Source organism: Hymenobacter metallicola, from assembly GCF_004745645.1.
GTDB lineage: Bacteria > Bacteroidota > Bacteroidia > Cytophagales > Hymenobacteraceae > Hymenobacter > Hymenobacter metallicola.
Genome location: NZ_SRMB01000001.1, coordinates 277917 through 303349, shown reverse-complemented (window position 1 = coordinate 303349; position 25433 = coordinate 277917). Strand labels below are relative to the sequence as shown.

Genomic DNA, 25433 nt, shown 5'->3' with positions numbered 1-25433 from the left:
CCTGAGGGGCTTTTAAGCAGCTTAGTAAGCGCGGGCAGGGCGCCGAAGAACCCAAGAGGCCGGGCACAAAAAAATCCCCGCCAGATTAAGACTAGCGGGGATGTTACAAATGCGTTTAGCGGCCGTTGCCCACCAAAATGCCTGGCGACATCAGGCTGTAAAAGCTATTTCTTGTTGACCGGGGCTACTTCCAACACGGCATTGGCCGGCAGCGGAATTTCGCGGGACGTCTGAAACTCGGGCGCTTTATCAGCTTGCTCTTCTACTTTGCGCTGCACAATGCGCAGGGTGCGGCCACCTACGTTCATCACGGCCAAGTCGTAGCTGGTGCCCGAGCCGGGGTCGTAGCTGCGGAAGCCCATGAGCATGTCGTTGGGGAAACCGGCCAGCTTGGCCTTGTCCTTACTGACAACGTCAGGCTTGCCGCTGAACTGCCCCAGATCAATGTCCTGGTCCTTGGAGCCTTTCAGCAGTAAGTGAGCCGCCGTCTTGCGGTCTTCGCTGGTGGGGCCGGGCTTAAAGCTGAAGCTGAGACGAACATTTTCGGTGGTATTGGCGGGGGCGGCTGCCGGGGCCGCGCTGGGCGCCGCGGCGACGGTCGTGTCGGCGGGGGCAGGAGTCGTCGCGGCCGGAGTTTCCGTGGCAGCCGGAGCCGTGGCCGTTTCGGTGCCGGCTTGTTCGGCCGCGGGCGGTGTTTGGTTGCAGCTTGCCAGCAATACGAGGCCCGCTACCAGCGTCAGAGAGGAGAATTTCATCCGCATGAAGAGATAATCAAAAACACAACATCAGTTTGAGACTATAAGATTACGGATAATTAAGCTGCCGAACACCTCCAAAAGCAAATTGAATTTGCATTTTTCTCGTGTAGCGCCCCTTTCACCCCCGTGAATTCTGCCCTCGCTCAGCACCGGGTTAGCGGGCACCAGTGGGCTTCAAACGGGTTCCTACCACGGCCGATATGGACTGTTTCACGCGGCGCAGGCGCAGGGTATTGCCCCGGGCCGTATAGCTGAGCGTCAGGCTGTTGGGCGAGTATCCCAGCACAGTATAGCACCGGGGCGCGTTGCAGGCCATATCCACCACCGCCAAGTACTCGCCGCGGGCTACTTGTTGGGTGTCGAGCGACGCGCAGGTAGTAGCGCAGGTATCCGTTATGTGGAGCCGAAGCCGGTCGTCGTCGGCGCTGGTGCCACTCGTGACGTAGCGCATCGTGAGGCTAGTGCCCTGAATAATCCAGAACTCCCGTTCATCATCTACTGCTTGCCACTTGCCCTGCAGTTGGGCCTGGGTAATACCAGCCGGGCGCCTGTTGGACGCCTTTGGGAGTGCTTGGGCCGCTGACCCGGTTTTTGGTGCGGCCTTACCCGGGTTTCCCTGGCCAAGAGCCGACTGCGAAAAAAGACCGATAAGACTGACTAAGAGCGTAAACGAATGCTTCATTCAAGTGTGCTGTAAAGTAGAATGCAGAAAGCCGGACTGTGTTTTCTAGCAGAACGGCTTGTTGCAAGGTAGCTTCATGCAGGCTTGCCCCTGCTTGGCTACAACGGCTGGGCGTCGGAATTCGTGCTGGCTCCGGGGTCAGTAAGCTCGGACGGGGAACCCAAGGGGACTTCCTCCGGCCTTGCGGCGCTAGTCTTTTCCTCCGGCTCGGCGGCGGAAGCTGGAGCTGCCTCTGCCTCCGGATCTGTACTGGCGGGCTGCGGGTCGGGCCGGTCTTTCGGGCCGGGGATGGTGCGGGGCCCCGGCTGGGCGGGCGTCTTAGGTGCGGCAGGTTTCATACTTGGAAAAAAGAAAGCGGGGTAGTACAAAAGACCAGAATAGTTGAGCTATTAACGTAATGTCCTTGAGCATAGTTGAGTTTGGCAGGCCGAGCCCCACGCCGCCGCCCGGCCGGCCCGGCCGCCACTTGCCCGGAGCAGCTAAGTAGCTTACTTTTCCGTACTCCGGGTAGCTCCGACCAGCCCGGAGACGGTGGCGTAGCCCGCACACCCGGATTTAGCAGCTCTGCCCCTATGAAATTGTTACTTTTCCGGCGTTTTCTGCTGGCCGGATTTCTCCTGCTGCTGCTTGCCCTGGGCGGGGCTGGTTGGCTGCTGGGCACCCGCTGGGGTCGGCAACAGCTGGAGAACATGGTGCGGGAACAGCTCACGCGCAACTCGGAACTGGTGCTGGGGCCGTTTGAAGTGAGTATTTCTCCCTGGCGCGACTTTCCCCATGTCACGGCCTCCATCCAGCACATTCAGCTGACCGACACCTCCTTCCGGCAGCAGCACCCGGTGCTGAGCATCGGCCGGGCCGACATGCGCCTGGAGCTGAAAAGCCTGTTGCACAAACAGGTGCGCATTACTCGGCTTGTAGTCTGGAACGTGGATTTTCAGGAGCGGGTCGATTCGCTGGGGCGCAGCTGGGGCCTGCACGGCAAGCGCCGCCACACCAGTACCGGCGCCGGCCCGCCCCTGGATGTAGAGCTGGACTCTCTCGTAGTGCACAACTTCCGTATGCGCACCCGCAACGACTTTGCTCACAGCGCCTTCGGCGCCCAGGTGCAGCAGGGCCGCCTCGTCGCGGCCATTCGCCGGGGCGTGCTGCGGGCTCACGGCACCCTGCGCGGCGAGCTGAGCTACCTGCGCAACAGCCGGGGCACGCTTTTTCGCAAGAAGCCGGTATGGGCCTCGGTCAACTACAAGCTGGAATTTAAAAAACATCGGGGCACGTTGTTCAACACCCGGGGCACACTCAACGGCGACACCATCCGTATTCGGGGTACCCACGTGACGGTGCCCAACAAGCCCGGCACCCAGCTCCATTTTCAGTTTGAGGGGCAGCAACCGCTCATGGAAGTGCTGCAGGGGGCGCTGCCGCCGTCCCTGACGCCCTACCTTGCGGGAGCCACCAGCCCGAGCAAAGCCCGCATCCGCTATACCATATCGGGCCTGACCAGCCCCACCACCCGCCCACGCAATATACTTACCTTCAACTTGTTGCGGGCTAGCTTGCGCTGGCCCGACAACATTCGCCGCATCGACCACTGGGACCTGCAGGCGACCTACGACAATGGCGTGGCCCACAACCTGACGACTACGCAACTAGCGGTGCAACACTGCCGCCTTTACTCCTCGGCCGGCCGGCTGAACGTGGTACTCACACTGCGGGATTTTACCAAGCCGTTTATCAGTGGGCGGCTGCAAGGGCGCACTGAGCTGCCCCAGTTGGCGGCCGTGCTGGCCCCGGGTCAGTGGCAGGCCCGGCGCGGCACCGCCGAGCTGGATGTGCGCCTACACGGCCTGCTCCCGCCCACCGACGATGGGAGTCAGCTGCCCGCCGAGCCCCAGCCAAGCCTGTCGGTACGGGGCACCGTCACTCTGCAAAACGCCTCTTTTGTGATACTGGAGCGGCGCGCCGATTTTTCGGAGCTGAACGTGCGGCTTGGTCTGCGCGACAATATCTGGACGCTTTCCCAGGCCTCGGGGGTGCTCGACCAGATGCGGTTCACGGCTTCGGCCACCACCACCAACCTGTTCGATTACGTGACGGGCCAGCAACTGAGTATGGCCGTCCAAGGGAATTTTGCGGTGGATGAACTGCGGGTGCAGCGCCTCCGGGAGCTTCTACGGCCACCAGTGGCTACCTCGCGCCTGGCCGCCCGCCGCCGCGCCGCCAACGCCTCCACCCACATAGCTACGCTCGGGGGCAGCCTGATTCCGCAGGGAGTGCACCTCGACGTGGGCCTGCGCTGCCACCGCCTCGTGCTGGCGGCCGACACGATGGAGAACCTGGCAGCCACCGTGCGGCACGACGGGCAGCGCGTGGTACTGCGCCAGCTGGCCGCTCACGTGTGGGGAGCCGATGTGCAGGGGCAAGTATCGTGGCCGACCGATACCTTGCAGCAGGTTGCCCCTATTCGGTTTAATCTGGGCGTGCACTTCGACACCATTAACTACCGGCGCTTGGTAGCCCGCCTTTCCCGCCCCCCGCAGCGCGCGGCCAACGCCCCCCGCAGCCCGGCCCTGCGGGAGCTGCTGCTGGCGGCCAACGGGCAGCTGACCTGTGCCATTGGCACCCTGAAGCTCAACGGCAGTGAAAACCTGGAGCAGCTCCGGCTGCAGCTCACCAAAACCGGCCCCGAACTGCGCCTCCCTACCCTGGACTTTTCCACCACCCGCGGCGGCTCGGGCCATGCCTCGGCCGTGGTGCAGCTGGCGGGCATTCGGCTAACGGCGGCTGATGTTGATTTGAATCTGCACTACGCGACGCTTGATGTGCAACGCCTGCTGCAATTGCTGGCCAGCTTGAACCCGGAAGATAAATCGGTGCCCTTGCCCCTCAGCCTCGCCGCCCGGCGGGCCGAGCGCCGGGCCCGACGACCACAAAAGGAAGGCTCAATTCTTACCAATGGTACGCTGCAGGCAGTGGTACACGTGCAGGCCGACCGGGTAAACTACGGGGCGGTGCGGGGCCGCAGCTTCGAGTTGGTTTCCCACCTGCGCGACGGAGTGGCCCGCGTCGATAGATGCTCGTTGCGGGCCTTTCAGGGCATGATCGAGCTGCGCGGCCAGATGCTGCTGAACGTGGACCGCCAGCACCACCCGCTGCACGTGCAGATGCGCCTGCAGGATGTAGAGCTTACCGACCTGTTTTCGGCCGGCGCCTCCATTGGCCTCACCGTGCCCGACCGCCGCAACATCCGCGGCTCCATGCGCTGCACTACCGACCTGCACACCGACCTGGATTCGACCTTCCTGCCCCGCCTCGACCAGACCGTGGGCTACCTGCGGGCTACCATGCGCGGGCTGGAGCTGATGAATGTCGAGGCCCTGTCGCAAGTCCTGAAATTCATGCGGGAAAAGCGCACCAACCACCTGTTCTTTGAGCCGTTTAGCAGCGAGTTTGTTTTGAACCGCGGCCAGGTACTGATTCCCAACCTTAATCTGAACAGTAACCTGAGCAACCTGCAAGTCAGCGGCACCTACTCGCTTGATGGGGAAGCCAACCTCTACATTGGCCTGAACCCGATGCAAGCCCTGTTTGGCGATAACAAAAAGCGGATTGAGCGAATTAAGAAGAGTGAGCCGCTGCGCCGGCCCAATCACAAGCTCACCTACGTCAATCTGCAGCGCCCTGCCGCGGGCAGCCGCTACACCGTACGCTTGTTTAAAGGCCCCGAGCAACGCCAGCAGCAGGCCACGCTCCGCCAGCAGCTGCGCGACATTCTTACCATCCAGGACCTGGATACTACCCTGCACCTGCTGCGCTGAGTTCTTTCTTTTCCCTTTGCATGTTTCAACCTGATATTCTCATTATTGGCGCCGGGGCCGCCGGCCTGATGGCCGCCCGCCACCTTACCCGGGCCGGCCGGCGCGTGCTGGTGCTGGAAGCCCGCAACCGCCCGGGCGGGCGGGTGCACACTTTCTCCGACGCCAGCTTTTCCGGCCCGACTGAAGCCGGAGCCGAGTTTTTGCACGGCGAAGTAGCGCTTACCCAGGAACTGCTGCAGGCCGCCGCCACGCCCCTGCACGATACGGCCGGCCTTACCTATGAAGTAGAGCAAGGGCGGGTCAAAACCGCCGACACCTTTCTCGACGACATGCCCCTGCTGCTGGAAAAGCTGCACGCCCTGCCCCACGACCTGCCCTTGGCTGAGTTTCTCACCCGCTACTTTCCCGCCGAAGAGTACCGGGACCTGCGCGACACGGTCACCCGCTTTGCCGAAGGCTACGATGCGGCCGATGCCAGCCGGGCCAGCGCCTTTGCCCTGCGCGAGGAATGGTCGGGCGGGAGCGCCGAAGACTCGCCGCGGCCCCAGGGCGGCTACGGCCCCCTACTCGACCGGCTGGCCCGCGAAGTTGAAGCGGGCGGCGGCCTCATTCAGCTCTCAACCCGGGTTGAGCAAATCCGGTGGCAGCGGGGTTCGGTGCAGCTTCACTGCGACCAAAACCGCTCCTACACCGCTCCACTGGCTATTCTGACCGTGCCGCTGGGCGTGCTGCAGGCCGAGCCTGGCGTGCCAGGGCACCTGCCCTTTGTTCCCGAGCTGCCCCGGCACCGGCGGGCCGCCAGCGCGCTGGGGTTTGGGCCGGTCATCAAGATTCTGCTGGAATTCAAAGGGGCGTTCTGGGAGGGAAACCCCGCCGTCGGCCACCCCATGCCCGAGCTGAGCTTTCTGTTTTCCGACGCCGCCGTGCCTACCTGGTGGACCCAGCTCCCCGACCCGCGCCCCCTGCTCACGGGCTGGGTGGCCGGCCCCGCCGCCGACCAGCTCCGCTCCGCCCCCGACGAGGCCTTACTGACCCAAGCCCTGGAGTCGCTCGGGTATATTTTTGCCACCTCGCCCGAATTTCTGCGGGCCCAGCTCCGGGCCTGGCGCATTGCCAACTGGGGCGCCGACCCGCTGGCCCGCGGAGCCTACGCCTACGCCACCGTCGACTCGGCGGCGGCCCGGGCTGTGCTAACTGAGCCCGTGGAAAACACGCTGTTTTTTGCCGGGGAAGGCTTGTACGAAGGTCCGGCCATGGGCACCGTGGAAGCCGCCCTAGCCAGTGGTCAAGACGCGGCCGAGCGGGTGCTGGCTCATGGTCATTCATTAGCATAAACAGGCGCTATAACCCGGTTCGACACGAAGCGGAAGAAAACGTGAAGCCCTGCAGAATAGCAGCTTGCTTACACAAAATTGGACCCTGGTTGCAGGAAAGGCGCATCTGGATTTTTTCGCTTTCCTACACTTTTTTCCTGACCTGAAAGCCCAGACATTTGCCATCTTGTCTGTTCTCAATCTCACCGCAATGCAGCACTTTTATCGTCGTGCCCGCCGCTGGCTTTCCGTCACGGCCCTGTTTCTGACAACACCCTCCATCCTCTTTGCCTGGGGAACCTGGGGCCACGAGCGAATCAACCGCGCCGCCGTGCTGGCCCTGCCCCCAGCGATGCGCACGTTCTTCTACAACCACGTCGACTTCATGGTGCAGGAGTCGGTAGTGCCCGACCTGCGCAAGTACACGCTCAGCGACAAAGCCGAAGGCCCCCGCCACTTTATCGATCTGGAACACTACGGCGACCAAATCAGCCAGCTGCCCCAGACCTCGACCGAGGCCTACGCCAAGTACGAGCCGGCTTTCCTGGACAAAAACGGCCGCCTGCCCTGGTTTATTCAGGACATGCTGGGCAAGCTGACCCAGGCCATGAAAAACGGCCGGAAGGAAGATATTCTCTTCATTGCGGCCGACCTGGGTCATTACCTTGGCGACGCGACTCAGCCTCTGCACACGTCGCAGAACCACGACGGCCAGCTGACCGGTCAGAAAGGCATCCACGCGTTCTACGAGTCGCAGATGGTGGAGAAGTTTGGCAAGAGCTACAACTTCAAGCTCAAAGAGCCCCAGCTGATTCAGGATCCGGTGGCCGAAACCTGGCGTATCATTGCCCAAAGTCACGCCTCGGCCGATACGCTGCTGGCCGTTGAGAAAAAGTTGCAAACCGAAATGGGCACGACCAACATGCTGGAAACCGACGCCCAGGGCCAGGTAAAAAAGAATGTGTTTAACAGCAGTGTGCGGACGGCAGCTTACACCGAAGGCTTCCACAAGGCCCTGAAACGCATGGAGGAACGGCAGCTGCGCACCGCGGCGCAGGCGGCGGCCAACTTCTGGTACACGGCCTGGGTGAATGCTGGCAAGCCCGACCTAACCAAGCTCGACACCGAGTATACAACCAAGAGCAGCCAGGCCAACTTAAAAGAAGAACTCAAACTGCTCCAAACTGGCAAACTGGTCGACTTTTCCTCCTTCATGGAGTTCTAAGCTCTAGATCGGAACTCCCGAGTTCCTGGCGTAGTATGCTACGCCCTCAGTAGCCTGCTTACCCTCCCACTTGGGAGAGGGTAAGCAGGCTTTTTTGTGATTAACACCTCCTCCTTTTGGGCGTTGCCGCTCGGGTAAGTGTTTACTCACTTCTGTGCTAAGCAACTATTTTATCACCTACACGCAGCCTTGACCTACCGAAACCGATTGCATAATCGATTGCATAGTTTATCTGCTATCGGGGCCTTCTACGAGACATCAATTCAGCTGTGTAAGCTTCTATTTTTAGCATCGGAGAGTGGTCAAATATGACTTTTGCTATTCTCTCGCCAATCCCATTTTCTAACCTTCCCTTCTTCCCACATGCGTAAAAATCGACCCTCTTACTTGTCCGTAGTCTTACTATGGGCCAGCCTGGCCACGGTGCAGGCCCAAAATGCCCCGGTACTTCAGCAAGCCGAGTCGGGCACACTCGGGGCCGACTGGACTACGGCTACCCAGAACAGCGTGCAGTACATATCGGTTGTTCCCACCGCTACTATTGCGGCCCAGAACCCGGGTACCGCGGCCCGCGTGGCCACCTACACCGTCACTTTTCCGGGTCCCGGCACCTACGACCTGTACGCCCGCGTGCGGGTAGGCGCTGGCGCGGCCAACGACGACAGTTTCTACTACGGCAATGGATTCGGTACTAAGTCGCCGGCCAACGACAACGACTGGATTACCATCAATCAGGTAGCCGGCGTGGGCTATACAATTGGCTCTCAGGTGGTCGATGGCGCCGGCTCGGCCCAGAGCAATGTCTGGAAGTGGGTAAACATGTCCAAGATTGGCGGCGCCGAAACACCGATTTCCTTTACCATCACGGCCGGCAACCTGACGCAGACCTTCCAGCTTGGAGCCCGGGAAGACGGGTTCGACATCGACAAGGTTGTCTTTGGTACTACGGGCCTGTACTTCACCGTTACCAACCTCGACAACGGCCAGCAGGGCTCGGTCAATCCCCCGCCCCCACCCTTCACGCCGGTGGGGCCGCCGATGGCGACGGGCAAGCCCAAGTTTCTGGGTGGCGTACACAGCACCCCGCAACTAGCTAATTTCACGGCTTATTGGAACCAGGTAGTACCCGAAAACGCGGGTAAGTGGGGCAGCGTGGAAGCCACCCGCGACGTGATGAACTGGACCGAGCTGGACGCGGCCTACAAGCTGGCCAAGGACAACGGCTACCCCTTCCGCATGCACGTGCTGATCTGGGGCAGCCAGCAGCCCACCTGGATTGCCACGCTGCCCGCCGCCGAGCAGCTGGCCGAAATCAACCAGTGGTATGCCGCCGTGGCCCAGCGCTACCCCGCCATCGACTTTCTGGAAGTAGTGAACGAGCCCCTGCACCAGCCCCCGGGACCCAACAGCGGCGGCGGCAACTACCTCAACGCCCTGGGCGGCAACGGCACTACGGGTTGGGACTGGATAATTACCTCCTTTCAGCTGGCCCGGCAGTACTTCCCGACTACCAAGCTGATGCTAAACGACTACAGCGTCGAAAACACGGCTACCAGCGCCCAGCAGTACCTGGGCATCGTTAACCTGCTTAAGGCCCGCAACCTGATTGACGTGGTCGGCATCCAGGGCCATGCCTTCTCGACCCGCAACACGCCCGCCGCGTCGCTAACGGCTAACCTGAATACGCTGGCCTCAGCCGGCCTGCCGCTTTATATTACTGAGCTGGACATCGACGGCGTAAATGCCCAGAACCAGCTTGACGACCAAGTGCAGCTGGCTGAGTACCAGCGCGTGTTTCCCGTGTTCTGGGAACATCCGGCTATTAAAGGCGTTACCATGTGGGGCTACCGCCCCGGTCACTGGCGCACCGCCCAGGGCGCTCAACTGGTCAACGAAGACAACACGGAGCGGGCCGCTTTGGTGTGGCTCAAGAACTACGTAAAGTCCACGACGCTGGGCACGACCAAGGCCGATAACGCAGCCATTAGTCTGTTCCCGAACCCGGTTACCAACGGCTCATTTACGTTAAAAGGCATTGCGCACATCAACACGATTCGCGTACTAGATATTCGGGGCCAAGTAGTGCAGGAAGCAACTCTGCACAATCAAATTGCCGTTGACATGAAGTTAAATTTACGGCCCGGCATCTATGTAGTACAGCTGCTAGACGGCAAGACAGTGGCTTCAAAGAAGCTGATGATTAAATAACAACGACCCGAAACCCGTCTAAAGTTTGATTACTTTTTAAAGACACGAAGCGCATTATCACTACTTAAACTACATATCAATTAGTAACAAGAATAGCCGTGTAAATAATATACATGGCTATTCTTGTTTTAGGGATTTTTTATTAGAGCAGCTCTATTCCGCTAGCCGCTAATTCCTGGCGGACCGCCTCGGGCCAAATGCTGACTTGCACTTCGCCGATATGGGCTTTGCGCAGCATAAACATGCACACCCGCGACTGGCCAATACCACCGCCTATGCTTTGGGGCAGGCTGTCGGCAAGCAGCAGGCTGTGGAAGTGCAGGTCTTTACGCTCGGGGCAGCCACGCAGCTCCAGCTGCCGCGTCAGGGCCGTTTTATCTACCCGAATACCCATGGACGACACTTCAAACGCAGTTTCCAGTACGGGGTGCCAGAGCACGATGTCGCCGTTCAGACCGTAGTGGCCGGCTTCGTTCTGGGTGCTCCAGTCGTCGTAGTCGGGGGCGCGGCCATCGTGGATTTCGCCGTGGCTCAGCTCTCCGCCAATGCCCATCAGGAAAATAGCACCGTACTGCTTGGCGGCCTCGTGCTCCCGCTGCTTGGGCGTCAGGTCAGGGTAGCGCTGTAGCAGCTCTTCGGCGTAGAGAAACGTAATGACCTCGGGCAGTACCGGCTCAATCTCAGGGTATTGCTCGGCTACTTGCTGCTCCACAGCTTTCAGTGCTCCGTAGATTTTTTCAACAGTAGCTTGGAGGTAAGGAATAGTTCGCTGCTCGGGGCTGATGTGCTTTTCCCAGTCCCACTGGTCCACGTAGATAGAGTGAATCGGACTGTACTCTTCATCGGGCCGCAGGGCGCGCATGTCGGTCAGCAGACCTTTGCCTTGCTCGATGCCCAGCTCCTGCAGGCGCAGACGCTTCCACTTGGCCAGGGAGTGTACTACTACCGCCCGCCGCTCATCCAGAGCCTTGATGGGAAAATGCACGGGGCGCTCAATGCCGTTCAGATCATCGTTGATACCGGTACCGTCGAGCACGGCAATCGGCGACGATACTTTTACCAGGTTCAGCTGGCGGCTCAATTCCCGGGCAAAAGAGTCTTTGACAAAGCTGATGGCTTCCTCGGTTTTGAGCAGTTCGGCCGGGGTGAGGGTGCGGGCAGTGGCGATGGCAGTTTCCATACGTAAAAAGGGTTATGAAGTGAAGTAGAAAATGGCAGTTTTAGGACGCAAAAGGCAATAAGCAGCCAGCCGCCTTACAGGCAGTTTTTTATTTTCGAGAAAGGCCCGTTCGGGCAGCAAAGGCAAAAAAAAAAGCCTTCCGAATGATGGAAGGCTTCAATCAAATTGTTGTTCTTTTTCCTTTATATGAACAACAGCCTTCCGGTCTCGAACAAATTATTATTCGAGTTATTATTGAAAAGCACGTTGTTGAGCAGTTGCATGGCTTGCGCTAGTTGTATTTGCCTTGTCAAATAGAAAACAATATTTCAAATTTCCAAATACTGGATAAAAACTAGTGATTTATTTTTCATCTTTATTTTTCTACCTAACGTGTGTTAGTGTAGCAAAACAGCTATTCACGGTCACTAGACATCCCTTCGCGCACATCCCGCACGGCCTCGGTCATATAGCTGGGTACTTGGGCATCGGGCTGTAGCAGGTGTAGCAGCCGCAAGTACTTGGCCCGGCCCTCCTCCAGCATATGAGCAGGCACCTCTACGGTGAACAAGCTAAAGGGCTCTACTTTCTGAACCCCGACAAGTAGAAACCGGTCGGCACGGAGGGCATCGAGGTAAAAAGCAGCTTGCCGGTCGTAGTCATAGCCGCTGCACTGGGCCAAAAAATGGCTGTAGTCGCGGGCCATGGTCGTTTTGAAATCGATAATAGTATAGCCCCGGTCGGTATCGGGGGCAACCAAGTCGGCCCGCAGCTTACACACTGTATCGGTTGTGGGCTCGGTGAAGATGCAACTGGGCTCGGGCACCCCGTTAGCCAGCAGGTCACTCAGGTAGGGATTTAGTTTCACTCCTTCCACCATCCACCACACCAGCGAGTCGTTAATACCGGGCTGCCCGGCTTCGTAGAGTTCTGGCTCGAGCAGAGCCGTATGAAAGGCAGTACCCAAGCCTAGGGCCCCAGCCATCGAGGACGGCTTCTGATAACGCCCATTCAGCGCGTCGCGCAGGCGCGACAAATCCGAGTTGGCAATGGCGGGCAGAGCACGATAATCGTCGTAAGGCAGGCGCAGCAGATCGGGCCGCCGAAAAGAATCGGTTGTAGACATAGAGTATAGGTAACAACGGGAAGCACTACAATGTCCCGGTATACTTACGATATTTTGTTGAATAGAGTCCTTACCACGCCAAGCTAGGTGTGAGGCTGTCAGTGTACCACCTAAAAAGCTGGCAGGCTACAGGTGCAGATACCTATTGCTTCGCTGCCTGTGGTATGACCTGGATTATCCGTAACGAATAAGACTTGGCCTGCTCCACGCTCACCCAAGATTGACTGCTTGGAAAAAGCCAGTCTGCTTTTGCTATGTGGCCATCCTACCCCTAGCAAAACCTGCCAAAGCCTGAAGGCTTATGAACCAAGCCCAACACTACTGTACCATGCGGGCCGTCCCAGCTAAACCGTACCCTGACCGGCAGCAGCAGCAGCACGAGCTGCAAAGCAACGAAGTCTGCTGTGGCAGGGTATATTCCTTGAGGAGGTCTTTCAGAGCCTACTCCAGAACCTGCCGTACGCGCAACTCTTGCACCTCAACCATTCATCATTTCTTACTGCTATGAGAACTCCAGACCCCAACCCAGCCTCCAATAATACACAGGTCGTCCGGTATAGGATTCAGCTGCCCGCTATGGTAGAACCTGCCAGCTTAGCCGAGGTACGCGCCTTGCTTCAGGACCAGCAGTTAATAGTCGACCAACTAGTACCCGGTGAGGCCCGGGTAACCTCGGCAACCGGCTCCGTTCCCGACTGGGAAATGATCAAGCGAACTTTGCTTGCCGCAGGCTACCCCGCCGAGCATACCACCACGGAAGATGATTAACCCACGCCTTGTCTGAGACAACTTATTGTTTGGCCAGCTGCTCTGGTGGTTCCTCTAGCGAGCTGCTAGAGCAGACTCTGCTGCTAATTAAAAAGAAGTGATACAGTAAGTCTAGACCACTTATACTGTTAACGTAACATGACAGTCGGGAGGGGATTTCCACCATTGCTTAAAGGCGCTGCGTCGTTCAGGCTACACTCTGCGCTCTATTCTAAATGCCAGCCTAGTAACTACCCAAGAAAACCTCGAAAATGGAAACCTCGTGAGGTTTCCTCAGCGGCTGCTTTAGTAGGGCTTTTCCGCTCTTTCTACAGCACCTTAGTTGCGAATGCAATAACTAGTAAGTATTTGTAATAATTTAAGAGTAATCTATAGGGCGAGAACTAGAGGCTAAAAGTTATGGAGGCAAGGCTAGCTAACATCATGCAAGGTTACTGGAGCAAAGTTACCAATACACAAAACAGGGTAGTCAGCTCAACAAAAGCCCCAGCCTAATCGGGCTGGGGCTTTTGTTGAGCTGACTACCGGCACGTCATCAGGTAGCAGGCCAGTTGCTGGCAGTGATTAGTTATCAGCCTACCTGGGAAAAGCAAAAGACTGTGCCTAGTAAAGTTACAGAGCAGTCCCTAGTACGTGGCTCAGCCCTCACCCCACCTGCACTGGCTGCAGCACCCTTATCGAGCCCGACCACGAATCCAGGGTGGTCCGCTCAACACCCGCATCAGACACTCAGTGTATGCTTTTATTAAACAGCCTCGCTTACTCGTGCCATAATTTCGTCATAAGTGTGGTTCACGCGCAAAGTTACGCTCTCACCACCCAACGATGTTTCAAATAAGGTAATACTCGTTTCTCCTTTAGCAGTATCCTTAATAGTAATGACAGAGCTAATTGCTATAGCTGCACGCTTCTTACCATTGTCATAGGAAACTTCAATAAATCCTTTCATAAAACTCTAGTTAAGATGATTAAATTATGCTACAATATTTTATTTACGGCTTTAACTGGCACTTTCCGAACTTCACGTATCGTCAGTATGCTGAGCAAGAAGCAATCCATAAAAATATTATTCTTTTTGCATAATTCCACCATTACTGAAATATTTAGATGCCAATGGAAGTAGAATTCGTTCTATCGAATTTTACAGCATAGCTTCTGCTTCTGTATGAAGGAATACACTTGAACTCACTTTGTTCACATACCGTTGCGTAGTATAAAACTTATGTAGAAACTCATAAACAAGCAACTCATGGGTTCTCTCTTTATGCGTAATCAACCTATTGAGCATCATATGGATGATACTGGACAACAGATGAAAAAGATCTACTTCCAGCGACTTATCGTTATGAAGGCGCATTACATGTTGCATCAACGGCGCTAATGCGTTGGACTTCCAGTCTAACAGCTGCATTAGCTGAGCATGTTTACTTCTGTTTCCTTCACTCATCACCTCCTGTATCAATGCTTTATACGTAGTATATTTTGCATTAATACTATTCATCGAGTGCTTATTTGTATCAAACTCCTGCTGAAAGCTCTTTCTCACAACCTCCACAAATGCTGATTTTTGCTCAAGAGCAAAGCCACATGCGTTCAGGATATCGTCGATAAGCCGTAAGCTCCAGATTGATCTTAACACCTCGTTTTTATCGCCGCTGAATGCATTCAACAGTTCAACCGTTACCGCACTGTCGATAAAGAATACGGATTCGCATACCTCCATAGTACGGCTGCCGTATCGCTCGATTTCCCGGCTATATGTCTCAGGCTGAATTTTCCAGATCAAGTCGCAGTCCCGGGATTGCTGAATACCCTGCTGCAATAGCGCCAAAACCTTAAGCGAGTCCGAGGCATCCTTCAGATGCAGACGCAAGCGAATATGGAATTCAGGGTCTCTATACTTGATAAAGAACCACTTGTCCACCAGTTCTTGCTGCAGGACGGATTTCACCAGTGGCGTTATAAGCTTAGACAACAGTATATCTGCTGAGCCTGGACCACAATATAATTTGAGATACAGCCATTCGCTACCAATAGGAAAGTCTCGCTGCACTTCGGCAACCGATTCCGTGGTACAAGTACTGAGTATGGGAGTGCTGAATGTGCGTTTCTCGGTAGTCACAAGCGTCGCAATGTACTGATGTAAATAACTATGCTCCTGCGTGTTACTGGCCCACAAAAATTCCTTTAACAGAGCTGCTTTCTTGCTTTTAACCAAGCTTAGCCATACTTCCACGGAAGTAAGGTTTGAAAAATCAACCAGCAGTTCATTATCTCCTTCTGAATATAGAACCTGCACGGGCAGTTTATATTGCTCTCTCAACAGCTCTATCTGCGTCAAAAGGCTATCCGAGCTTGCTGAGCTCAACTGCTCGAGTACATTTTGATTGAGGTACCACATGGCTGGTGAGACAATCATGTTCTTGTAGCTTACTCTAGGCAGAAATGAGTACAGCTGCATCAAGCTTCCCCAGGTAAAGTTTATACTTCTATCCATGCCTTGGCTTTGCAAATCACCCAGAAAGTGATACAAAGGCAGTGAATTAGTATAATGATTATGCATATGGCTTTTACAAGGTATAATCCTCTTATTCAGCCTCTTGGAGAACAATATAATTTCATTATTCTCAACTTTAACAAAGAGGTCATTTATACCAATTGTAAAATCATCTTCGACGGAAGACTTGGCTAGGTATGGAATCTCATACTTTCTGAACACTGGATGCTTGATAATATTCGTTATTCTGTTATCAGGCATGTGGACCAACTCAGCAAACACACAATTTTCTAGTGCCTTCTCCTCAGCGGCTACAACTCGTTCAACAATATTGCCTATTTCCGGATTGCCATGGGCAAAACGCCCTAGGACAGAAACACCTGACGGTCCAAAAAAACCCTCAAATAGAATAGACTTATCCTCATCGTTCAGCAGACGAAACATTGCCGAAAGTGTAGCAGGAACGTCTCGGAACGAGTCATCTTGGTTGTATGTTGGCAGCTTTTGCTTATCCAAAGCAATGCTGTAGGCATCTTTATTTTCACGCTCTCTGAGAATTGTCAATAGCCATTTTTCCTTCGCATCAAGGCGGAAATGTGAATCCCGGACTTTCACATTGAATGGTATGTCATCCACCAAGGGTGCGGAGCCTGCCCTTTTATTTATCGGGTAGCCTATACCATAATCATTGTCTAGGACATCAGCCAGAAGAATGGCCTGTGAATCATATCGATGTACAAATTTTTTCTTGAATGATTCAAGATGATCGTTTACATCCCGTGCCCCAGCATTCAAACTCTTGAGGTATTGCAACAGCTCTATTAGCTCATCCTGGTGCTTCTTCTCAATCACAGGCTTTGCACCTACCTGATACGAGTCAATATGAAATGCTTTACTTTCTTCAATGCGGGGATTAATACTCCGCATTTTTTGAATGATATTCCTATATAGACGAACATCATTAACTTTATTATGATCAAGATTTTTTACATCCTGAATAATTTCTGAAAAAACATTCAACGCAACGTGAATTTCAGGGCTTCCGGAAGCATCATATAATTCTTGTAGATGTTTCTGAATTTGCTCTGCAAAGTCTACTTTACTTGTTAGAGCGACCTCAAAGTCGGAGACCAACAATTGCGACTGGATTAAATCATCAACAAACTGTTCACTTTGCTCCCTGCTAATTGCGCATGCAGTAATGAGGCCAACCATTTGCCCTCTAGAGAGACCACCGCGGCTATTCCCAAGTATTATATCAATATATTTATTCCTAGTGACACCAGATATTTTATATTTTCTTAGCCCATACTTGTATGTGTACTCGATGTATCGAACTTCACTTCCAATGGTGTAATGGCTACTGTTGGGGAAGTATTTTAAATGCTTCTGCACGTCAGGCAGAAGTAGTATTGGTGTAACTAAAGTGTACAGAAGATGCATATCAAGCCGAGTATGCCTTGCTCGGCTTCTCTGGATTTCTTGCGTTTCCTTCCCTTCGGAATCACCCCAAATAGCTACTCCACACGTGGAAAATAAGCCAAAAGGGGTACTTCTGGTCGTCATCCGAGTGATATACCGGTATAGACTATTTACAATCTTTGTTTTCTCCTTTGAAGTTTTTACTCGACCTTCCTTAAGCTTAACACACTCATCATGCAACAAAGGTGATGCTATGTAAATAGCCTCCATAAAGAAGCTATCTTCAAGCAACACAAGAACATCTTCAGAGTTAATTTTCTCCCTATAGGTATACACAGGGGATCGAACAATAACCTCATCAATAAACTCTAATGGAACGTTATTCATATCTTATTAGCTTTGAGCGTTAAAATAGTTGAATCGTATGTATTTCGTAATAGGCAGCTAAGAGCTATGGCATTCTGTACTATATAAATATTGGCAAATCTATACAAGTAGGTAATATAATTCGTGTTGGCCAGTAATAACCCACTCAGTGATGGTGACTTGTAAGACGCTTTGCTTACCCCCAATCGCAATTGCTTACTGCACTTCTTGGCCGGTTCTTAGATTTGCTATAAAGCACCCTGGTTAACACGATTAATATTCAGTGTCACTATACAGTGTCGTCTGTACCAAGTATCGCCAACAGTGACAATAGGCTTATCTTACCCATCTTTTCTGCACACCGAAAAGACAAGCATTGTTCTAAATCTGGTTCTTCCACAGGCTATAGTAATAGCTTTGTGAATTGACTAATGTTTCGTGCGTTCCTTGCTCCACAATTTTACCGTCTTTTAAAACAATTATCTGATCAGCATGGGTAATGGACGACAATTTATGTGTAATAATTACAATCGTTTTATTCTCCTCCTTAAGATCTTGGATGATGTCCTGAACGTAGGAATCACTGAAACCATCTAATGACGAAGTAGCTTCGTCCATTAGCAGAATATCAAAGTTTCTGTAAAGAGCACGGGCAATACCAATACGCTGCCGTTGTCCCTCTGATAATGTAGTACCGTTCTCCCCAATATAAGTATGATAGCCGTTAGGAAGTGACTCAATAAAGTCAGAGATACGAAGCTGACGGCACACTTTTATAACTTTATGAACATCAGGTTTAGGATCGCCAATCGTGATGTTCTCAAAAATATCCCCAGCAAATAGAACAATAGATTGAGGCACAACACTAATTGCTGACCGCAATGATTGATTCGACAAATTTTGCAAGTCGCAGTCACCTACGAATATTTTACCTGAACCAACTGGATATAATTTCTGGAGCAAACCTAAAATAGTGCTCTTACCAGAACCACTAACACCAATGATAGCTGTTATTTTATTCTGTGGAATAACAAATGATATATCTTCAAAAATTTTAGCTCTAGATCCATATCTAAACCCAACATTCTCGAAGCGAATATCACCCATAAGCTCTGGGGTTAGCTCTATTTTATTAATTTGCTTCTCATCTTGTTCTAAGTCCATAATCTCAAACAAACGATCGGCTGCAATTGATGCTTCTTGAATTTGTCTGTTAGAATTGACTAATGACTCGATAGGACCAGTAAAGAAGCCAATCAATGCATAGAAAGAGAATAGCTCACCAGGGGTTAATACATTTTTTGATATGTAGTAAGTCCCAGCCCAAAAAAGCACGACTGTCAGAATCCTTGCGAAAGCATCCCCTGCAAAGAAGAATGATATATTATTAGTATTTACTTTATACAAATTATTCAACAGGGAAATGAATTTCTCTTCAGTTTTAAGATTTGAATACTCTTCTAATCCAAATTGCTTAATAGTCTCCATTGCATTAATACTCTCCACCAATTGACTTTCTAAGTCAGCTGACTTCTCCATCACAGTCCTAACGCTTTTTTTATTCAATTTATTTGAAATAAAAAAAAGCCCACCATAAAATGGAATGCAAGTCGAAATCATCAATGCCATTTTCCAATTGTATGTATACATAAGCAAAAAGGAAAAGACAACGATGCAAATATTGATAAAAAAATTCACCGCTACTTCATTAATAAAGGAACGGATCTTAACCGCATCATTTATACGGCTTAAAATTTCACCTACCCGCATGCTATCAAAAAAGCTTTGCTGCAATTTCAACAGTTGCTTATAGTATCCGAGTATTAATCGAGCATCAAGAATTTGCCCTACTTTCATACTCAGTATATTTCTGAACAAGCCAACAATAAGCTGAATTATAATTATCATGAGCATGGCCGTGCTCATTAAATTCATTAGATTCCTATTATCGTTTGGAATAACAAAATCAGTTATCTTACCTATATATATGGAAGTTGTAATACCCAGAAGTGTATACAACAAGGCACCAATGATGATTTGTATCAGACTGCCGGTGTTTGGTTTGAGGAGAGAAAACAATTTCACCCTGTTGGATACACCGACAACGCCCGCTTTAAAAGTATCATCAGGTGAAAGAATCACGAGCAACCCCTTCCACTCTTCCTCAAATTCGGAATGCGTGAGTTTTTTAAACTCCCCAGACTCCGGATCCATGATTTTAATGTACTTAGATCCTACATGATAAATTACCACATAGTGAGGAAACTTTCCCTGCGCCAGTATGTGCGCTATAGCAGGCATTTGTACCTCAGAGAGGTTTGCTATTGAAGCTTTAACTCCTTTGGCAGCAAACCCTAGTTTTTTCGAGGCCTCGATGAGGCCCAGCATATTTGTGCCTCTTCTATCTGTGTTAGCATACTGCCTGACACGAGCTATTGGAATTTGTAACTTATAATGGATACAAACGCTTGCCAAAGCAGCAGCCCCACAATCCATAGGATCGTGTTGTTTTATCTTAACTCCCATAACGTTGCAAGCCTGATAGCAGGCAAAATATGATAAAATAAATAATGATTATAACAGCGCTTAGATCTTTTGCTAGGTCTAACAAAAGCTTAAGCGAAAGCAATAATAGTGGGTGAAGCCTAAATAGGCCTACTGGAAGGGCGAACTTTATAATAGTCGTTAGTCATTCGAAAAAGCTTAAAAGTACCCTAAATTGTATTATAAGAATAGTACAAGATACTACACAGAGCCAATGAATAGCTCAGCTGCAGCAGCTATATATAGACAAATATACATCGGATAGGCAATTTATACACTATTATAAGGAAGTATTGATCACTTTTTTTGAGTCATCTTAGCCTTCTACCACATTCAATACAACCACCTAATTAACAGCCTATTACCTAAATGCGGATAAGTTATCCGGTAGCATAATCTATAAAATATACTCATTCCTGTCGTATTCTCTTGTATGTATGCTAAGCTGGTGTATTCAGAGCCCAATTACTGGCTCGAGTAACAATAGTGTGCATCGAGCTCAAACAATGTCAGCCTGGCAGTGGCGCCCTGCTGAGCACCGTTAATATCAGTACTGCTTCATAAAAGCACTTGCTAGCCCCCGCATAAAAAATTACCCCTGTAAAGTTTTGCATAGCTCTACAGGGGTATATAACAATTTGATATATAATATCTTAAAACACACCCTGTCCCAGACTCATGCTTAGACGGGGGCCATGATCTAATCCTGCTTTGGATCCAGCCACTCATTAATGTTAGTGAACAAAAGCTGCCATAGGGTTCTATTTGTTAGAACAAAATTAGCTCTTCCAGTCATTCCTTTAAGCAGATTACCTCTGTATCCGCTTTTTAGGGTTAGGAATGTTTTGTCAGCTTTGCAATGAACAACGTAGAAGGGTTGGTTATCTACAATGCTTACGTCCTTTACTATTTCTAAAACTGATCCATTGATTGTTCCCCAATCATAGTAATTGTAAGCATCTATTTGCAAGCGGACCTTTTGATTTTCTTTGATGAATCCAATATCCTTTGGTGAAATCAAACAGATTGCAATTAAATCATTGTCCGGTATTATTTCTGCAATCTTCTGTCCTCCCTGCACGAAAGTGCCTGATTGAATGCCTTCGGCGTTGTACCCTGTGCCGGACATATTTGCAACAACTACGCTCTTAGTAAGTAGTTCTCGCTGCTGGGCTTCTCTTACGGCTAGATTGTCAAGCTCTTGCCGCAGAGAATATTTATCCGTTTGCCATTGAGACCGAGTGGTTGTCTCAAGAATCTTGAGGTCGATCTGCGCTTGCTTATGATCTAACTCATACTTTTCGTATTCACTTGAGGGAATGACTTTTTGTTTGAATAGATCTGAATAACGCAAATAGGCGCGTTCTGCATTGTCAAACTTTGCTGACAACAAGGATTTTTGCTCTATGTAGTGAGCATACTGTGATTGATATTGTGTTGTATACAACATTAGTGGCCTCACATCCTTCAGGTTATTCTGTAGGATTGTGATATCGTGCATATTTTGCTCAATAACTGCCTTCCTATCCTTTAATAGCTCTATTTCGTTTATGATATGAGCATCATCTAATACAAGAAGGGTATCCCCTTTTTTAACTGGACGGTTATTCTCTATTTTAAGAGTCGCTATTTTACCAGATAAGGGCGAGTAGATAGTCTGCTGATGCTTGTTGGTTTGTATAGAGGCAGGCGATGACGTAGTTACTTCTATCGAGATAAATGGCAGAGCTATAATTATTAAAATAACTGTAATTAGAATAAAATTATAAAATGCATTGGAAGGTCGAGACAATTTCTGTAAATAACCAAACTGGTTATTCTTCATATCATCTAATTCAGGTATATGTTTGTTATTCATAACAAGCCTAATTTAAAAAGACTGATAACATAGTTTATTTAAGACCTGAACTTACAAAATATTTATCATTTACGCAATACTAGATTATAAAAGAAGCACTGCAAGTTGCTTGCAGTGCTTCTTTTATAATCTAGTACCAGTAAGGTATTAGTTAGCTTCTGCGAAGTAGCCAACTACAACACCTGCCAGCAGTACGCCGCCAGCGATGCACCAGTTTGACGAAGCCACAGCAGCAGCGCATACTGGAGTCGTGCCACCGTCGATTTGCATCATCTCGAGTTCAGACAGCTCAACAATAGTACGCGATTCGAACATTGATTCGGTAGCAGGGGCGAAAGTGTAATTTGAGTTCACAGGATTGTAATTTAAGTATTCTTAACGCTTACTCTATCAAAGCTTTTCAGCATCCGCTTTTAATAATAATACTCACAACACATTGACCATTTTATCACCAGATATTGCTTCTGGTATAGGCCAAGTATTTATTTAGTCAGCGTGAGTTGCGTCGTAAATTGCGCGACCAATCTGAACACCAGTCCAGAAAATAGCAGCAGTGGCGCCAACAGCTACACAAGCTGGGGTTGTACCACCATCAATTTGCATCATCTCGTCAAGAGACAATTCAACGATAGCACGCTTTTCAAACAGAGCGGTTTGTCCACCGAAGTGAACTTGTGATAAATTGTTCATAATGTTTTTTGTAATGGTGAATGGATGTATCAAACATACTGGATGAAGTAAATGAAACCAAAACTTTTGAGCGATTTTTAAAAAAAAAATAATTTATATAACTTTTCAAGTAACAGCTTAACTAATTATTTACTGCTTAGTGACAGGTAGTCATAAATATTTTCACAGGCCGCCACCTCGTCAGTAATTAAATATGTTAGCAGGTATAGATTTACACTATGGATTTCTGCGCTTTCGACCTTATTTAAACGAAACACTAGAATACATATGTAATTAGTGAGGTACTGCCTCGTTCTTCTTTATCTGAGAGTTGCTGTGTTGCAGATGAGCGGCCCATTGCACCGTCCCGTTCAGCCAATCAGCGTAAAAGCGACAACTGCCTTTGTCAATGTTATAGTGTAGCTGACGTAAAGCAAGCTGAGCTTGAATACTCGCACTGGGGGCATCACCAACTAAGCGAGCCTGGGCGGCAGCCACTCGGGGAAGTACATCGGCGGGAGTAAGAGAGGACTGGCTTGCCCGTGCCAAGAATGCCCGTGCGGCTGACAAATCGTGCTCATAGGCCGCCGCAAAGAACGCCGACTCTAGCCATATAGCACTATGCATGGCAACAGGTATTTGAGCAATATCTTGTCGGCAAGCCGACAGATAGTAGCCGGCTTTGGCAACAAGACCTTTATCGAGAGCCGCCAAGTATAGATAATGGTATACGTAGAGCTTAGCAGACAATGAAAAGGGTAAGCTGGCGGCGGCTTCAAGGTCAGCTAGGGGCAACTCGCGTGGGCGCACGCCTGCCACGGAGCGTCCTACAACGGAAAGTAGCGTTATTTCAAGCTGACCCGCCGGAGTATTGCGCCACAGCTTCAGCACCTTTGCTCCGTCGCTAGCAACGCCCGCGGAGTGGACAGGCACTAACGTGAAGCAAGCAAGCAGCAGGGAAACTGCGCCACTCATCGCCAGGCCAATACTACTAGGCTGTGTCTGGACAGAGGCAGGCAAAAGCGCTTGAATTCCTAACGCCAGAACTGCCCACATTAAACTAGCCAATGGTCCTGCTGCACTATAGATAATGTAACGCCGGCGTAGATCATGCCCATCCAGCGGCACACTGAGTGTCATACCGCCAGCCATACCGAGGTTAGTGTTCCAGCAAAAATGCAACCGACCCTTTATCTGCTGCCACTTGCAAGGACCAACGACAAGCCACTGAAACCGAAAACCCTGCCATCGGCCTGCCAGGCTATGGCCTAGCTCATGTACCAATACGGCAAGCATCCAAGCCAGAGGCAGCAGCAATAAAACCAAGCCTACCTGCCACAGGGGCCATTTCCCAGGAGTTGCGGCATATGAACGGGCTACTCTGCCCACGCCCACGCTCAGCAGAAAGAGGAGCGCCGCCACGATAAATCTGAATAACGTTTTCATCTAGTATATAACACATAAGCTTATAGAAGCATAAGTCTAAGAAATTACTAGCACATTTACAGATCTACTTTTAAATGACGCGGCTTGCTTCCGCTTTGGTAGCTCAGAAGTCGAGTCATGTGGGATAGGGCTGGCTAGTAATGGGCTTAGGAGTCAGTAAATAAGCGTAAGCCGCAACCGTGGCCAGGTGCGTGAAGCGCAAGCCGCAAACTAGTTCTGCAGGCGCCCCAGTAAGGTTACATTACTCGTTATTGAAGGAAAAAGGCTGAGACTACGACTGACCGTATTGTAGCAGGATGCACAGCTAACTGTTACGCGTGGCAACAATTCACACTTATAGTTGGGCGACACGAGGACGATGCGCCCAACAACATTATTCGGCCAGTAGTACCGAAGCCATCGGCCCTGCCTAGGGCACCTATTAAATGTACCCAGCTGCCCTTAATGGCATCCTCTCCCACACGGGTCTCAAAACCACTGCTGGCGCGGCCCTTGGCACAAACGTGCTGTTCATCGAGGAACGTGACTACCTGCGGAAGGTGTGCGGCTTCACCAACGCCACTGCTCGACGTGACATGCAATGTGCCAGCCCGGAGCAGTTGAGGCTATTTACTCCCCGACTGCCTGCTACCCCGGTTGTACAAACAAGGGGTAATTAATGGCTCCTTGCACCGAACGCTCTAGTAGCTCACGTGCGGCAACACTTGCTTCTCACCTTTCTCGTTTTCCTTCCTCACGCGGACAGTGCTGCCGGTCAGCCTTTTCCCGCATATCTCCCCACCGAAAATCTATGGCCGCCATTTCTTGCATGCTGCCTTAAGTGTATTACCAGCAGCTGTAACAGGGCAAGCGCCGGGCCTTATACGAGCTAGCCACCACTGAGTAAGCAACTTAATACCGCACTATCTACGGAATAGGTATTGGTCAACAAAAAGCGTTGGAAGCGCCGGAGCGCGCCTTCGTCGCTTTTATCACAAGCCATAAGCAGGATTACGAGAGGGACCACAACGGCTTTAATGGCTTACAGACGACCTGACGACTCCACACGGAATGAATATTGCCGTTGCCACTGCCGGCCGCGCTTTGCCGCCGAGCCAACTCGTAGCGGGCCCTACGCCCCTCCCTCACTAGAGGCAGCCAAGGGAAAATGCTGGGCGAGCAGCGCCTTTACTTTCTCCGTGGTTAAGGGCTTGGTCAAAAAACCTGCAACGGGCAGTTCGCGGGCCCGGGCCATATCCCGCTCGTGCAGCGACGTGGTGAGCATCACGATAACAATAGCTTGGCGTTGGGCCAGGGGCAGGTGGGTGTAAGCTTCCAGAAAGCCCAGGCCGTTGAGCACGGGCATGTTCATATCCAGGAAAATAAGCTGCGGGCAAGTGGCTTCTTCGTTGTTGCTGCATAACTGAACCAGGGCACGCAGCGCCTGCTCCCCATTCTCCGCAACAAACACCTGCTGGCTCACCCCCATCTTGTCGAGCAGCAGTTTATGTAAGAAATTCGTCGTGCTATTGTCATCAACAAGCAGCACACTGGAAAGCAGGGCCATACAGAGAATACAAAAGGAATAGAAAGGTTGC

17 protein-coding genes are annotated in these 25433 nt (G+C 51.3%); 5 read left to right on the top strand and 12 right to left on the bottom strand.

Annotated elements, in window-relative coordinates; genetic code table 11:
* Positions 1-164: 164 nt before the first annotated feature.
* The 3 genes from E5K02_RS01275 to E5K02_RS01265 form a co-directional block, all read right to left on the bottom strand.
* Positions 165-755, bottom strand: a complete 591-nt coding sequence (locus E5K02_RS01275) for a hypothetical protein (protein ID WP_135391498.1) — start codon at positions 753-755, stop codon at positions 165-167.
* Between the two features lie 157 nt (positions 756-912).
* The gene (locus tag E5K02_RS01270; RefSeq protein WP_135391497.1) at positions 913-1440 is read right to left on the bottom strand and encodes a hypothetical protein; all 528 of its coding nucleotides are present in this window, start codon (positions 1438-1440) and stop codon (positions 913-915) included.
* A 98-nt stretch (positions 1441-1538) separates the two neighbouring features.
* Positions 1539-1778: a hypothetical protein gene (locus tag E5K02_RS01265; protein WP_135391496.1), complete on the bottom strand. Its 240-nt coding sequence runs from the start codon at positions 1776-1778 to the stop codon at positions 1539-1541.
* Positions 1779-2012: 234 nt separating this feature from the next.
* Here E5K02_RS01265 and E5K02_RS01260 point away from each other — a divergent pair, with 234 nt between their 5' ends.
* From E5K02_RS01260 to E5K02_RS01245, 4 genes are all read left to right on the top strand, one after another.
* The gene (locus tag E5K02_RS01260; RefSeq protein WP_135391495.1) at positions 2013-5255 is read left to right on the top strand and encodes an AsmA family protein; all 3243 of its coding nucleotides are present in this window, start codon (positions 2013-2015) and stop codon (positions 5253-5255) included.
* Positions 5256-5275: 20 nt separating this feature from the next.
* On the top strand, positions 5276-6589 hold the full coding sequence (locus E5K02_RS01255; RefSeq protein ID WP_135391494.1) for a flavin monoamine oxidase family protein: 1314 nt from the start codon (positions 5276-5278) through the stop codon (positions 6587-6589).
* 190 nt (positions 6590-6779) lie between these two features.
* Positions 6780-7793, top strand: coding sequence for a zinc dependent phospholipase C family protein (locus E5K02_RS01250; RefSeq protein WP_135391493.1), 1014 nt, complete (start codon positions 6780-6782; stop codon positions 7791-7793).
* Between the two features lie 363 nt (positions 7794-8156).
* Positions 8157-10001: an endo-1,4-beta-xylanase gene (locus E5K02_RS01245; protein ID WP_135391492.1), complete on the top strand. Its 1845-nt coding sequence runs from the start codon at positions 8157-8159 to the stop codon at positions 9999-10001.
* A 142-nt stretch (positions 10002-10143) separates the two neighbouring features.
* Here the strand turns inward: E5K02_RS01245 and asnA are convergent, their stop codons facing one another.
* Positions 10144-11181: an aspartate--ammonia ligase gene (gene asnA / locus E5K02_RS01240; protein ID WP_135391491.1), complete on the bottom strand. Its 1038-nt coding sequence runs from the start codon at positions 11179-11181 to the stop codon at positions 10144-10146.
* A 394-nt stretch (positions 11182-11575) separates the two neighbouring features.
* Positions 11576-12286, bottom strand: coding sequence for a PD-(D/E)XK nuclease-like domain-containing protein (locus tag E5K02_RS01235; protein WP_135391490.1), 711 nt, complete (start codon positions 12284-12286; stop codon positions 11576-11578).
* Between the two features lie 576 nt (positions 12287-12862).
* On the opposite strand from E5K02_RS01235, the gene E5K02_RS01230 reads away from it, so the two are divergent.
* Positions 12863-13054 carry a hypothetical protein gene (locus tag E5K02_RS01230; RefSeq protein ID WP_135391489.1) on the top strand — a complete coding sequence of 64 codons (192 nt, stop codon included), beginning with the start codon at positions 12863-12865 and terminating at the stop codon, positions 13052-13054.
* Between the two features lie 745 nt (positions 13055-13799).
* On the opposite strand, the gene E5K02_RS01225 is transcribed toward E5K02_RS01230, so the two are convergent.
* From E5K02_RS01225 to E5K02_RS01195, 7 genes are all read right to left on the bottom strand, one after another.
* On the bottom strand, positions 13800-14003 hold the full coding sequence (locus E5K02_RS01225) for a hypothetical protein (RefSeq protein ID WP_135391488.1): 204 nt from the start codon (positions 14001-14003) through the stop codon (positions 13800-13802).
* Between the two features lie 192 nt (positions 14004-14195).
* Positions 14196-17360: a lantibiotic dehydratase gene (locus tag E5K02_RS01220; protein WP_135391487.1), complete on the bottom strand. Its 3165-nt coding sequence runs from the start codon at positions 17358-17360 to the stop codon at positions 14196-14198.
* 360 nt (positions 17361-17720) lie between these two features.
* Entirely contained in the window at positions 17721-19865 is a 2145-nt protein-coding gene (locus E5K02_RS01215) for a peptidase domain-containing ABC transporter (RefSeq protein ID WP_135391486.1), read from the bottom strand.
* Between the two features lie 718 nt (positions 19866-20583).
* The gene (locus E5K02_RS01210) at positions 20584-21741 is read right to left on the bottom strand and encodes an HlyD family secretion protein (protein ID WP_135391485.1); all 1158 of its coding nucleotides are present in this window, start codon (positions 21739-21741) and stop codon (positions 20584-20586) included.
* A gap of 486 nt (positions 21742-22227) precedes the next feature.
* Entirely contained in the window at positions 22228-22464 is a 237-nt protein-coding gene (locus E5K02_RS01205) for a class IIb bacteriocin, lactobin A/cerein 7B family (RefSeq protein ID WP_167856236.1), read from the bottom strand.
* Between the two features lie 240 nt (positions 22465-22704).
* On the bottom strand, positions 22705-23856 hold the full coding sequence (locus E5K02_RS01200; protein WP_135391483.1) for a M50 family metallopeptidase: 1152 nt from the start codon (positions 23854-23856) through the stop codon (positions 22705-22707).
* Between the two features lie 1111 nt (positions 23857-24967).
* Complete coding sequence (locus E5K02_RS01195; RefSeq protein ID WP_135391482.1) at positions 24968-25402, bottom strand: response regulator; 435 nt, start codon at positions 25400-25402, stop codon at positions 24968-24970.
* Positions 25403-25433 lie beyond the last annotated feature (31 nt).